The following is a 12,076-nucleotide window of genomic DNA, read 5'->3' as shown; positions in this document are numbered from 1 at the left end:
CTTGGCGCCCGCGGGCGACTCGGGCCCCGCCCAGGCCCCCACCGCGGGCGCCAAGAGCGCGAACAACCCGCTGGGCATCCCCCAGGACAAGCCCGTCGAGGTCGTCATCTTCGACGGCGGCTTCGGCGACAAGTACTTCACCGACATCCACAAGCCGCTGTTCCGCACCAAGCACCCCAAGGTCGAGATCAAGGAGACCGCGACCAAGGAGGTCGCCAAGACCCTCCAGCCGAGGCTGGCCGGCGGCGCCCCGCCCGAGGTCATCCACAACTCCGGCGCCAACGCGATGGACGTCGGCGCGCTGGTCCAGGACAACCAGCTCTACGACCTGCGGACCCTGCTGGACGCGCCGAGCTGGGACGACCCCAACGTCAAGGTCCGCGACACGATCTCGCCCAACGTGATCGAGTGGGGCACGTTCGAGGGCAAGTTCCAGGTCATGGCCTACACGAACGGCGTCTGGGGGATGTGGTACTCCCAGAAGCTGTTCAAGGAGGAGGGCTGGCCGACCGCGCCCAAGACCTGGGAGGAGTTCACCGGGCTGCTGGAGACCATCAAGAAGTCCGGGAAGATGGCCCCGTTCACCTACGCGGGCAAGCACCCGTTCTACATCTACGAGACCATCCTCACCCTCGCCGCCAAGATCGGCGGCAAGGACGTGCTGAAGAACATCGACAACCTTGAGGACGGCGCCTGGTCGGCCGAGCCGGTCAAGCAGGCCGCCGCCGCGTTCCAGGAGATCGGCGCGAAGTACCTGCTGCCCGGTACGGCGGGCCTGGACCACGTCCAGACCCAGACCGCCCAGAACAAGGGCAAGGTCGCCATCCTGCCGTGCGGGGTGTGGCTGGAGAACGAGCAGAAGGGCACCGCGCCTGCGGACTTCGACTACGGGGTCTTCCCGCTGCCCGACTTCACCTCCTCCGACGCGCTGCCCTACGGGACGGTCCACGCGCGGCCCGGCGAGGACTTCATGGTCGGGGCCAAGTCGCCCAACCCGCTGGGCGGCGTGGAGGTCCTGCGGGCCATGCTGTCCAAGGAGGCGGCGGCCAAGTTCGTGCAGGCCGTCAGCACGCCGTCCATCGTCAAGGGCGCGGCCGAGGGCGTGCCGCTCAGCCCCGGCCTGAAGTCGGCCATCGCCATGCTGGACGCGGCCGGGGACAACACCACCTTCTTCCGCCTGCGCCAGTGGTACCTGCCCATGCACGACGAGGTGGCCGCGGCCACCGGCCAGCTCATGAACGGCCGGCTGACCGTGGACAAGTGGGCCGAACGCATCCAGAAGAAGGCGGCCGGCATCAAGGCCGACTCCTCCGTCACGAAGTACACGCGCGACTGAGCGCGCCCCAACCCGATGTGAGCTACCAATGAGATACGGCAGGACGGGATTCGTCGTCGGATTCCTCGCGGCGCCAGTGCTCCTCTACGTGATCTACGTGATCGCGCCCTACGCGCAGGCGTTCTACATCGCGCTGACCAACTGGAGAGGGGTCAACGCCAGCCCGGAGTTCATCGGGCTGGAGAACTTCCGGCGCCTGTTCGAGGACTCCGTCTTCTGGAAGGCCGTCGGGCACAATCTGCTCCTGCTGATCCTCATGCCGGTGCTGACGCTCGGGATCGCGCTGTTCTTCGCCTTCCTGCTGAACGTCGGCGGGAAGTCGGGCATGACCGGGATCTGGGGGGCGAAGTTCTACCGGGTGGTGTTCTTCTTTCCCCAGGTCCTGGCGGTCGCCATCGTGGCGGTGCTGTTCCAGCAGGTGTTCCGCCCGGACCGCAGCGGCATGCTGAACGCGCCGCTGATCGCGGCCGGGGCGGAGCCCATAGGGTTCCTGTCGAACCCGGACGTCGCGTTCTGGTCCGTGCTCGGCGTGCTGGTGTGGCAGGCCGTCGGGTTCTATGTGGTGCTGTTCTCCGCGGGCATGGCCTCGGTGCCCAAGGACATGTTCGAGGCGGCGGCCATCGACGGCGCCGGACGCCTATCGCTGTTCTTCCGCGTGACGCTGCCGCTGCTGTGGGACACCATCCAGGTCGGCTGGGTCTACCTCGGCATCGCCGCGCTGGACGTCTTCGCCGTGGTGTGGGTGATGACCGCCGAGCACGGCGGTCCCGACTCCTCCACCACCGTCATGGCCGCGGAGATCTACCGCAACGCGTTCCAGTACTTCCAGTTCGGCTACGCCTCGGCCATGGGCGTGGTCCTGTTCTTCTTCACCGTTGGCTTCGCGGCGCTGTCCCTGCGGCTGTCGCGGCGCGAGCGGATCGAGTTCTAGGGGATCTCCAGTGGCTTCTCAGAGTCTGCCGTTCTCACGGTCCGAGGCCAGGGAGCGGCGCAAGGCGCGGCTCGGGCCGATGGCCATGCTCTCGCACGTGGCGCTGGCGCTGTGGACGATCCTCGTCGCGGTACCGATCATCTGGACGTTCCTGGCCTCGGTCAAGAGCGAGGATGAGATCTTCGGTGACGCCTGGTCGCTGCCGGCGGCGCTGCGCCTGGACAACTGGGCGCGGGCCTGGGAGCAGGCGCACATCGGCCAGTACATGCTGAACAGCATCGTGGTCGTCTTCTTCGGCGTGTCCGGCACCATGCTGCTCGGGGCGATGGCCGCCTACGTGCTGTCGCGGTATGAGTTCCGCGGGAGCAAGGCGCTGTACCTGCTGTTCGTGTCCGGTCTGGCCTTTCCGGTGTACCTGGCGCTCACGCCGCTGTTCTTCGTGGTGCAGAACATGGGCAGGGTGCCGCTGATCGGCCCGTTCATCGGGCTCAACAGCCACGCCGGGCTGGTGCTGGTCTACATCGCCTACTCGCTGCCCTTCACGGTGTTCTTCCTGGCCGCGTTCTTCCGCACGCTGCCCACGGCGGTGGCCGAGGCGGCCTTCGTGGACGGCGCCTCGCACACCCGGGTCTTCTTCCAGATCATGCTGCCGATGGCCAGGCCGGGGATCGTGAGCATCACGGTGTTCAACATCCTCGGCCAGTGGAACCAGTACCAGATCCCGCTGGTGCTGCTGGCCGGGGCCAAGGACAAGTGGGTGCTCACGCAGGGCATCGCCGACATCTCCACGGCGGCGGGCTACGACGCCGACTGGTCGGCGCTGTTCGCCGCGCTGAGCATGGCGATCCTGCCGATGCTGGTGGTCTACACCGTCTTCCAGCGGCAGATCCAGGCCGGGCTGACCGCCGGGGCGCTCAAGTAGCCGGGATCAGGCATCGGGTACGTTGCGCAGCGCCTCGCGGCGGCTGAGCCCGCTGATGCCCTTGTGCTCGACGTAGCGGACCACCTCGCGGGGATCGACCTTGGCGTACTCGCGCAGCGCCCAGCCGATCGCCTTGCGGGCGAAGAAGTCGGTGTCGGACAGGCTGGGCTCGATGCAGGCGTAGAGCAGACCCAGGTCGGTGCCGTGGCGGAAGCGGTTCTGCGACAGGATGGCCGCGCGGCGCTTCCACAGGTCGTCGGCGCGTGACCAGTCGAGCATCAGCGGGCGCATGGTGTCGGGGAAGGCGGCGAGCAGGCCGCCGATGCGGTGGACGGCGAGGTCGTCTACGTAGTCCCACCACGCGCCGGTGACGATCATCTCTTCGTACATCGGCAGCGTGTAGAGGGTCTGCCAGGGCCGGTAGTAGCGGTAGCCGGTCAGCTCGATCGCCGCGTAGCGCTCCTCACGGTATTCGGCCGCGCGCCAGATGGCCAGCGAGGTCTTGCGCCACTCGGGGGCGGCCAGGATGCGGTGGCGGGCGAAGACCTTCTTCAGCGCCGCCCGGCGCGGGACGGCCTGCACGCCGAGGAACGGCATGTCCGACTTCATGTAGGCCCGCATGGCCTCGGCCTTGGTGGGCTCGGCGGCGACGGTGAGCGCCTGCCGGATCGCCTCGCGCAGCGCGTTCATGCGCGCTGGCTGGTGCGTTCGCCCGTGGAAAGGCCGTCGAACAGCACCGTGATGTAGTGCTCGGCCAGGGCGGCGGTGTCGAGCGGGCCGTCGGACCGGAACCAGCGCACGGTCACCCAGATCGTGTCGCGGATGGTGCGGTAGGCGAGCTTGGGATCGACGTCGGTGCGCAACTGCCCTCTGGCCTGGCCGCTCCTGATCTGGTCGACCCACATGCGCTCGACCTCGTCTTCGGCCTTGACCAGGTAGTCGAACCGGTCGCCGGGCAGCGAGCGCAGGTAGCTCCAGTCGTTCTGCATGACGGTGATCGCGGCCCGGTGCGGCTCCAGGGTGGCGAACCCGATGCGGATCATGTCGGAGAGCGCGGCGCGCGGCTCGCCGCCGCCGGCCAGGGCGGTGCGGTAGCGGCCGATCAGGTCGTCGAGAAAGCTGGAGAGCACCTCATCGACGATGCTCTCCTTGGAGTCGAAGTGGTGGTAGAGGCTGCCCGAGTGGATCCCGGCCTCCTGCGCGATCTCGCGGACCGTGGTCGCCTGGAAGCCCTTGCGCGCGAAGATCTCGGCGGCCAGCCGGACGAGATGATCGCGGCGGTCCGAGACAGGGGTCGCCTTACCCGTGTTCACGCCCACCATTATGGGCCCTCGCCCAATCGCTTGTTGACGATACGGGTTCGCAAGCTCTCACCCTCAGTACCCTCATATTCCACTATTTCCTCACTTATCCTTCCAAACCAAACACTCCGCCCGAACCGGGTACATCGGGTATCTCACTACGCGACGATCGTGTCATGGCGAAGATCGGATATCCCTTCACCCTTGGCGTGGCGTCCGGCGAGCCGACATCCGCCGGCGTGATCATCTGGACCCGGCTCGCGCCCGACCCGGTCGGGCTCGACCCCGGCCGGCCGGGCGGGATGCCCGCCGAGACGGTCCCGGTGCGCTGGCAGGTGGCCGAGGACGAGCGGTTCACCAAGATCGTCGCGACCGGCACGGCACAGGCCCGGCAGGCGTGGGCGCACAGCGTGCACGTGAAGGTGGACGGCCTGCGCCCGGCCGCCGACTACCACTACCGCTTCTCGGTTCCGGCCGCGTTCGGCGGCGCCACCAGCCCGGCCGGCCGTACCAGAACCGCCCCGGCCCGCGAGTCGGGCGACCCGGTGCGGTTCGCGGTCGCCTCCTGCCAGCGCTACGAGCACGGCCATTTCTCCGCGCTCGGCCACATCGCGGACGAGCGGCCCGATGTCATCTTCCACGTGGGCGACTACATCTACGAGGGGGGCAAACCCGCCGATCCGGCGCCCGGCCGCTACATCCGGCCACTGGAAAGGCCCGAGCGCACCTGCCGCACGCTGCACGACTACCGCAACCGGTACGCTCGCTACCGCACCGACGCCGCCCTGCGGGCCGCGCACGCGGCGGCCCCCTGGGCGCCGATCTGGGACGACCACGAGGTGCGCGACAACTACGCGGGAGTACGGCCCGGCGACGGCTCGGACCCCGAGGCGTTCCTGCGCCGTCGCACGGCCGCCTACCAGGCGTACTACGAGCACTTCCCGCTGCGGGTCCGGCCGGTGGGCACCGGGCTGCACATGTACCGCTGGCGGCCCTATGGCCGGGTCGCCGACTTCCTGATCCTGGACGCGCGGCAGTACCGGGAGCCGGGGGACATGCTCGGACGCGCTCAGGAGGAGTGGCTGGTCGGGCGGCTGGAAGGTTCGACGGCCCGTTGGAAGGTGCTCGTCCAGCCGATGTTCTTCGCCCGCAGGCAGTTCCCCGACGGGTCGCTCAGCACGGACGCCTGGGACGCCTTCCCGGCCCAGCGGGCCCGCGTGCTCTCCGCGGTGGACGGCGGCCTGGTCGTGCTGAGCGGCGACGTGCACAACAACTGGGCCTGTGACCTCGCCGACGACGCGGGGCGGCCGGTGGGCGTGGAGTTCGTGGGCACCGCGATCGCCAGCGCGCCGCCCGGTACGGACAACGCGGCGATCCTGGCGGCCAACCCGCACATCCGCTTCCACGACGGCCATCGCGGCTACATGTCCGGCACGGCGGGGCCGAACGGCCTGGAACTCGCCTATCGCGTCGTGGACTTCGTCGACCGGCCCGGCTCCCCGGTGCGGACCGTGGCGCTGTTCGGCGTGGAAGGGGATCGCCTGAAAAGGCTTGACGTCTGACGCCGGGCTGAAATCGCGTGATCAGCCCCCTGGCAATTAGGAAACTTTCCTATTAGATTGTCGGCATGCCCATGAGCGGTGACGCATGAGCCGACGCGACCACGAGCTGTTGCGCCTGGCCGATGAGGTCCTTCTTCCGGGATTCACCGGAACCACGCCCCCCGACTGGCTGAGACGCCGGCTCGGCGACGGACTGGCGGGGGTGGTGCTGTTCTCCAGGAACATCCGCGACCCCGAGCAGGTCGCCGGCCTCACCGCCGCGCTACGGGCGGAGAAACCCGACCTGCTGGTCGGCATCGACGAGGAGTCCGGGGAGGTCACCCGGCTGGAGGTCACGGGTGGCAGCAGCAGGCCGGGCAGCTTCGCCCTCGGCGTCGTGGACGACGTCGAGCTGAGCGAGGCGATCGCCCGGGGTCTCGGGCTGGACCTCGCCGCCGCGGGCGTGACGATCAACTTCGCGCCCTCCGCCGACGTCAACTCCAACCCGGACAACCCGGTCATCGGGCTGCGCTCGTTCGGCGCCGATCCTGAACTGGTGGCGCGGCACACCGTCGCCGCGGTCCGCGGGATGCAGTCGGCGGGCGTCGCGGCGTGCGTCAAGCACTACCCCGGACACGGCGACACCGCCATCGACTCCCACCACGCCGTGCCGTACGTGGACGCCACGGAGGAGGAGCTGTGGAAGGTGCCGCTGCTGCCCTTCCGCGCCGCCATCGAGGCGGGCGTGCGCGCGGTCATGACCGGGCACCTGCTCATCCCGGCCCTGGACAAGGACCGGCCCGCCACGCTCAGCCCCAGGGTGCTCACCGGGCTGCTCCGTGAGGAGATGGGCTTCACCGGGCTGGTCGTCACCGACGCGATCGAGATGTCGGCGGTTTCCGGCCCGTACGGCATCGGCGGCGCGTCGGCGCTGGCCATCGCGGCCGGGGCCGACGCCATCTGCATCGGCGGCGAGCACGCCGACGAGAAGACCGCCGAGGCGGCCAGGGACGCCATCGCCGACGCGGTGACCGGCGGGCGGCTGAGCGAGGAACGCCTGGCCGAGGCCGCGGGCCGGGTGCGCGAACTGGCGACCTGGACCGTCGCCGCGAACCGCGAAGGCGACCCCGGCGCGGGGCTGGACGGCGCGTCGCTCGGCCTGCGGGCCGCCCGCCGCGCGCTGCGGGTCACCCGCCGCTCGGCCGACGCCTGCTTCCCGCTGGGCGGGCCGGCGTACGTGCTGGAGTTCGCGCCGGAGATGAACCTGGCGATCGACAAGGGCACCCCGTGGGGGCTCGGCGGCCCGCTCGCCGAACTGGTCCCCGGCACCACCACGACCAGGCTGACGGCCTCCGCCGCCACCGGAGGGGCCGTGGAGGCGGTCCTTTCCGCGGCCGACGACCGGCCGCTCGTCCTGGTGGTCAGGGACGCGCACCGGCACGCCTGGCAGATGTCCGCCCTGGACCACCTGCTCGCCGCCCGCCCGGACGCCGTCGTGGTCGAGATGGGCCTGCCCGGCCGGCGCGACCTCGGCGCGGTCCACATCGCCACGCACGGCTCGGCCCGCGTCTGCGGCCTGGCCGCCGCCGAAGTCCTCAGCGGCCGTGTCGACGGGCGGTTCTCCGGGGAGGCCGGCGACCTGCACCCGCAGGTCTCCTGAGCCGGGGCGGGTTCTTGTCGGTGGGCGCTGGTTGAATCGCGGTATGGAGTTCGAGTCGGAGGATCTTTCCAACGCGTCCCTTGCGGAGCGGCTGCGTGACGGCGGCCCGCACGTCTTCCGGGAGTGCGACCTCACGCAGGCCGACCTGCGGGGTCTTTCCCTGTTCGAGGCGGTCTTCGAGGCGTGCGTGCTCGACCGTGCCGACTTCCGGCGGGCCGACCTCGACGGCGCCCGCTTCTCCGGCGGCGGCGGGTCCGGCCCGCGCTTCGAGGACGCCGAGCTGGTCGACGCCGTCTTCACCGACGTCGACCTGACCTCGGCCAAGTTCGGCAACGCGCTGCTGACCGACGCGGTGTTCACCGGCTGCCGGATGATCGGCGCCGTGCTGTCCGGGTGCCGGGGCACCGGCTACCGGTTCACCGGCGGCAACCTGAGCCTCGCCGACCTGACCGGCTGCACGCTGCGCGGGGAGACGATCGAGGACGTCCGGCTCGACGAGGCCAACCTGTCCGGCTGCGACCTCACCAAGGCGGTGTTCCTGCGCTCGCGGCTGATCGGCGCCCGGCTGGTGGAGACCCGCTTCGAGGGCGCCGACCTGCGCGGCGCCGACCTCGGCGAGGTCGACGACACCCGGCTGCGGGCGCTGCGGGGAGCGGTCGTCTCGGCCGAGCAGGCCGCGCGCATCCTGTCGGAGCGCGGCCTCACGGTGCTGTAGTGACGCCGGGTACAGAAGATAATTCTGATCACTCTGGGCTATGATCTCGTCACTGTCGGCTATAGCATCGGGATGCAATTGACCTTGAGGTCAACGGACGGTCGATCAGGGGGTCAAGGCCGGGTGTGGTGGCCTTCGGGTCCTCGCCGCGGCCGTCCGGCGTCCAACCGCGAAGGAGATCAAGTGATCAAGAAGCTGTGCGTCGCCGGTGCCGTCCTGGCCGCTGCGACGACCGCCGCGCTGGTCGCGGCGCCCGCGCAGGCGGAGTCCGCGGACTCGTGGTCCAACTGGGCGACCAACCACCGCTCGGCCCAGTCCGGCAACCTGTTCGGCCAGCTCGCGACCACCGCGGCCGGCGGCGCCGGATCGACCAACGTCAACAACATCAACGGCACCGTGGCCAACGCCACCAACGGCAGCGTCACGGTGTTCTACTCGTTCCGCTGATCCCCGCTTGACGTGCGGTCCGGGAGAGTCCTCGAAGCGGACCCGGCCCGCGTCGCTCTTTCCCCGACGCCTGATCCAGGCCCGCGCCCCGCGCCACATTCCGTGGCCGCGGTGGCGCTTTTTCGCGTTCGGTCCCCTGTGGCCCCGTCCGTTGCGGGCGGGAGGGTGTCCTGGCGGGCGTGGGGGACCCGCCAGGACACCTCCCTTTCCGGTCGCGACGGCTTAGAACCCCGGCGAGGGATGAGGTCCTAGGCCGATTGGCCGCGACCGGAGCCGGTGGGGGGAGCGGCTCTCGCGGAGCCTCCCGGGTGTCGGTACCGGACGTGCCGAGGCGTGCCGCCCCGGCGGGGCCGCCCGCAGGATGAACGACCATGTGCCCGCCTTCGCTCCTGACGGACACCCCGTCCCCATCGCTCTGGTAGGTGTGGGTGGCCCCGTGGCGTCGCGATGCGTAGCGCAGTAGACGCGTCGCGTCGCCGGGATCGCGCCGGGGCGGTGTTGGCGCGCCCGCACGGACCGACAGCACCGGCCGTCACCCCCTCGCCGACCTTTCGATGGTTTTGTACCAACGTTTGGATGATGAGGCTCAAAGGGGGGCGCGGTCAAGGGCTGAGTTTCAAACTAGAACCAGATCGTCTAGATTCGTTGGCACAAAAGGGGTGAATGTGGCGCGGTCGACGCTGTACCAGCAGGTGGCCTCAGATCTACGGAGGGCCATCTACTCCGGTGACCTCGGTCCCGGGGACCAGCTTCCGACCGAGGCCGGCCTCATGAGCTCCTATGGAGTCAGTCGCAATACGGTCAGGCTCGCCCTCGGCGAGCTGGTCAACGAGGGTCTGATCAGCCGGACCCCGCGGCGTGGCAGCATCGTCCGGGACCGCCGCCCGCTGCTGATGTACCCCCAGCGCGAGCTGACGCCGCAGCCGGCCAGCGCGCCGCGGGAGGCGTTCGGCTTCGCGGTGTCCCAGGAGGGCCGCGAGCCGAGCCAGGTCATCGAGGTGTCGATCGTCGAGCCTCCCGAGGAGATCGCGATCCGGCTCGAACTGCCCGACGGTGGGCTCGCCGTGGTGCGGCGGCGGCTGCGGTTCGTGGACGGCCAGCCCTACAACACCAACGACTCCTACTTCCCGCACGCCCTGGTGGGCGATTCGGAGATCGTGCGGCCCGGCGACATCGTGCGCGGCGCCAACCGCGTCCTTGAGGAACTCGGGCACCCCCAGGTGCGCGTGGTGGACGACATCTCCGCGCGGATGCCGACTCCGACCGAGAGCGCGCGGCTCGAACTGGAGCCGGGCACACCTGTCGTGGAGTACGTCAGGGTCGGTTACGACGCTGACGACGTGCCGGTCCGTGTGGCCGTGTCGGTGCTGCCGGCGGACAAGCACCTGATCCGGTACGAGCTGGAACGCCGCTGACCTATCGCGGCATGCGACACCGGCCGGTGATCTTGCCGACACGGTGCTAGATACTTCCCCAAAAATCCGGATTTGTACCGACATTTCCGTGTGCCTTGACTCAGGCACGATTCGTGTTCATTCAAACACACATCGCGACGAAGGGAAGTACCATGCAATCCAACCTCGTGCTGTCCCCCCAGACGCTCACCCTCCGCCGGGCCGGCGTCGGCGACCTCCCCGCCGCCCTCGGGCTGCTCGCCGAGGCCGCCGAGTGGCTGCACCGCCAGGGGGTCCGCCAGTGGCCGCGCGGCGGCTTCGGCCCCGAGCGGATCGAGCCGCTGATCGAGCAGGGCGTGCTCTACGTCGCCGACATCGCCGGGCGTCCCGGACGGCGGGCGCAGATGGCGGTCGTGGCGGTCGACGGATTCGCCGACCCGGAGTTCTGGACCGCCGCCGACCACCCCGGCGACGCGCTGTACGTCCACAAGCTCGCCGTCTCCCGGGAGATCGCGGGCATGGGCGTCGGCGACGCGCTGCTCGACTGGGCGAGCGAGACCGCCCGCGACCACGGCCGCCGGTGGCTGCGCCTGGACTGCTCCAAGGAGAACCAGCGGCTTCAGTCCTACTACCGCGGGCGGGCGTTCGCCCACCTGCGCACGGTGGACCTGCCGCACCGCGCCTCCGGCGCGCTGTTCCAGCGCCCGGCGGGCCTCACCACGGGCGCGCCGCGCGTCCATCTGCTCGACCGTACGGCCCGCCGCGACACCTCACCGGCCCTGGTGTAGCCCGCGGCGTCCCCCGCCGGGACCTGCGGCAGGGCCCTGGCGGGGGGCCTGCGCCCCGATTTCGGGATGCATGCCGTACTGACCGCGAAACACAGCCGATAGCCTCGATCCATGACCGGAGCCCTGCTTGAGGTGATCGCGCTGGACGTGCGCGACGCCGTCGCCGCCGAGCAAGGCGGCGCCGACCGCCTGGAGGTCGTCGCCGACATGGCGGCCGACGGGCTCACACCGGCGGCCGAGACGGTCGCGGACATCGCCAAGGAGTGCTCGCTCCCGCAGATGGTGATGCTCCGGCCCGGACCGGGCTTCACGGTGACGGACGAACAGCTGGAAAGGCTGCGCGCGAGCGCGCGGGCCCTCGCCGACGCCGGCGCGGCCGGGTTCGTGTTCGGCTTCCTCGACGAGGAGGGCGCCGTGGACCTTGCCGCGACGGAGGCGATGATCCACGCCGTCGCGCCGCTCCCATGGACGTTCCACCGCGCGGTCGACCACGCCGCCGACGTCCAGGCGGCATGGCGTGCCGTGCGGCTGCTGCCCAACCTGGCCACCGTCCTCACCGCGGGGTCCCCCGAGGGCGTCGCCGGCGGCCTCGGCGTACTGCGCGCCCGCGCCGGAGCCGGCGACGCGGGCCTGATCCTCGCCGGCGGCGGCCTGGCCCCCGAACACGTCCCACCACTCCTCGACTACGGCGTCCGAGCCTTCCACGTGGGCAGCGCCGTCCGCCCCTCCTGGCACGACCCGGTCGACACCACCCTGGTCCGCCACTGGCGAGCCCTCGCCGACCAAACCTGACCCAGGCGCGCCAGAGCCCTGAGGTGCTGGGGATCGTCAGTCGCCGAGGGCGTGGCGGGCTCGGGCCAGGGCGGTGGAACTGCTCAGCGAAGTGAGGGCCGGGTCGGCGGGGGCTGCGGCCTTGGCGGTGTAGGCCGGGCGGTGTGCCAGGTGGAAGGTGTAGGTGGCCACGTAGCGGCTCACCAGGTGTGCCGGGTGGGTGTCGCCGCCCTGGTAGTAGCCGTGGGACAGGGAGTGGGCGACCAGGGC

General features: G+C 70.4%; 13 protein-coding genes. 10 read left to right on the top strand and 3 right to left on the bottom strand.

Annotation, left to right across the window (positions count from 1 at the left end):
- The 3 genes from ngcE to C1I98_RS25850 form a co-directional block, all read left to right on the top strand.
- Positions 1-1,336, top strand: a 1,336-nt coding sequence (gene ngcE, locus C1I98_RS25860) for an N-acetylglucosamine/diacetylchitobiose ABC transporter substrate-binding protein (RefSeq protein WP_111170029.1), incomplete at its 5' end; no start/stop codon positions are given.
- A 28-nt stretch (positions 1,337-1,364) separates the two neighbouring features.
- A complete protein-coding gene (locus tag C1I98_RS25855) occupies positions 1,365-2,267 on the top strand; it encodes a carbohydrate ABC transporter permease (RefSeq protein ID WP_111170028.1) in 903 nt (300 codons plus the stop codon).
- 10 nt (positions 2,268-2,277) lie between these two features.
- Positions 2,278-3,189, top strand: coding sequence for a carbohydrate ABC transporter permease (locus C1I98_RS25850; RefSeq protein WP_233508184.1), 912 nt, complete (start codon positions 2,278-2,280; stop codon positions 3,187-3,189).
- A 6-nt stretch (positions 3,190-3,195) separates the two neighbouring features.
- On the opposite strand, the gene C1I98_RS25845 is transcribed toward C1I98_RS25850, so the two are convergent.
- Both C1I98_RS25845 and C1I98_RS25840 read right to left on the bottom strand, forming a co-directional pair.
- Positions 3,196-3,879 (bottom strand): DNA alkylation repair protein, encoded by a 684-nt coding sequence (locus C1I98_RS25845; protein ID WP_111170026.1) that lies wholly within the window; start codon positions 3,877-3,879, stop codon positions 3,196-3,198.
- Entirely contained in the window at positions 3,876-4,511 is a 636-nt protein-coding gene (locus C1I98_RS25840; protein WP_111170025.1) for a TetR/AcrR family transcriptional regulator, read from the bottom strand. The genes C1I98_RS25845 and C1I98_RS25840 overlap by 4 nt, the downstream gene beginning before the upstream one ends.
- A 155-nt stretch (positions 4,512-4,666) precedes the next feature.
- Here C1I98_RS25840 and C1I98_RS25835 point away from each other — a divergent pair, with 155 nt between their 5' ends.
- The 7 genes from C1I98_RS25835 (at position 4,667) to C1I98_RS25805 (ending at position 11,827) form a co-directional block, all read left to right on the top strand.
- Positions 4,667-6,052, top strand: coding sequence for an alkaline phosphatase D family protein (locus C1I98_RS25835; protein WP_111170024.1), 1,386 nt, complete (start codon positions 4,667-4,669; stop codon positions 6,050-6,052).
- A gap of 85 nt (positions 6,053-6,137) precedes the next feature.
- On the top strand, positions 6,138-7,691 hold the full coding sequence (locus C1I98_RS25830; RefSeq protein ID WP_111170023.1) for a glycoside hydrolase family 3 protein: 1,554 nt from the start codon (positions 6,138-6,140) through the stop codon (positions 7,689-7,691).
- A gap of 43 nt (positions 7,692-7,734) precedes the next feature.
- Positions 7,735-8,406: a pentapeptide repeat-containing protein gene (locus tag C1I98_RS25825; RefSeq protein ID WP_111170022.1), complete on the top strand. Its 672-nt coding sequence runs from the start codon at positions 7,735-7,737 to the stop codon at positions 8,404-8,406.
- 183 nt (positions 8,407-8,589) lie between these two features.
- On the top strand, positions 8,590-8,853 hold the full coding sequence (locus tag C1I98_RS25820) for a hypothetical protein (RefSeq protein WP_111170021.1): 264 nt from the start codon (positions 8,590-8,592) through the stop codon (positions 8,851-8,853).
- Positions 8,854-9,512: 659 nt separating this feature from the next.
- A complete protein-coding gene (locus C1I98_RS25815) occupies positions 9,513-10,268 on the top strand; it encodes a GntR family transcriptional regulator (RefSeq protein WP_306461921.1) in 756 nt (251 codons plus the stop codon).
- A gap of 152 nt (positions 10,269-10,420) precedes the next feature.
- On the top strand, positions 10,421-11,035 hold the full coding sequence (locus C1I98_RS25810; protein WP_111170019.1) for a GNAT family N-acetyltransferase: 615 nt from the start codon (positions 10,421-10,423) through the stop codon (positions 11,033-11,035).
- Between the two features lie 111 nt (positions 11,036-11,146).
- Entirely contained in the window at positions 11,147-11,827 is a 681-nt protein-coding gene (locus C1I98_RS25805) for a copper homeostasis protein CutC (protein ID WP_111170018.1), read from the top strand.
- A gap of 36 nt (positions 11,828-11,863) precedes the next feature.
- On the opposite strand, the gene C1I98_RS25800 is transcribed toward C1I98_RS25805, so the two are convergent.
- Positions 11,864-12,076 (bottom strand): DUF6986 family protein (locus C1I98_RS25800; RefSeq protein ID WP_438672109.1); only part of this gene is annotated, 213 nt, incomplete at its 5' end.

The sequence above is a fragment of the Spongiactinospora gelatinilytica genome (assembly GCF_003236385.1).
GTDB lineage: Bacteria > Actinomycetota > Actinomycetes > Streptosporangiales > Streptosporangiaceae > Spongiactinospora > Spongiactinospora gelatinilytica.
Note: the sequence above shows the minus strand (reverse complement) of the source record. Positions and strands in the feature narration are given on the sequence as shown.

What these genes read in the sequence shown, in the direction of transcription:
- C1I98_RS25855 (WP_111170028.1), top strand. Translation starts at nt 1,365, where the DNA reads ATGAGATACGGCAGGACGGGATTCGTCGTCGGATTCCTCGCGGCGCCA.
- C1I98_RS25845 (WP_111170026.1), bottom strand. Translation starts at nt 3,879, where the DNA reads ATGAACGCGCTGCGCGAGGCGATCCGGCAGGCGCTCACCGTCGCCGCC.
- C1I98_RS25840 (WP_111170025.1), bottom strand. Translation starts at nt 4,511, where the DNA reads ATGGTGGGCGTGAACACGGGTAAGGCGACCCCTGTCTCGGACCGCCGC.
- C1I98_RS25835 (WP_111170024.1), top strand. Translation starts at nt 4,667, where the DNA reads ATGGCGAAGATCGGATATCCCTTCACCCTTGGCGTGGCGTCCGGCGAG.
- C1I98_RS25830 (WP_111170023.1), top strand. Translation starts at nt 6,138, where the DNA reads ATGAGCCGACGCGACCACGAGCTGTTGCGCCTGGCCGATGAGGTCCTT.
- C1I98_RS25825 (WP_111170022.1), top strand. Translation starts at nt 7,735, where the DNA reads ATGGAGTTCGAGTCGGAGGATCTTTCCAACGCGTCCCTTGCGGAGCGG.
- C1I98_RS25810 (WP_111170019.1), top strand. Translation starts at nt 10,421, where the DNA reads ATGCAATCCAACCTCGTGCTGTCCCCCCAGACGCTCACCCTCCGCCGG.
- C1I98_RS25805 (WP_111170018.1), top strand. Translation starts at nt 11,147, where the DNA reads ATGACCGGAGCCCTGCTTGAGGTGATCGCGCTGGACGTGCGCGACGCC.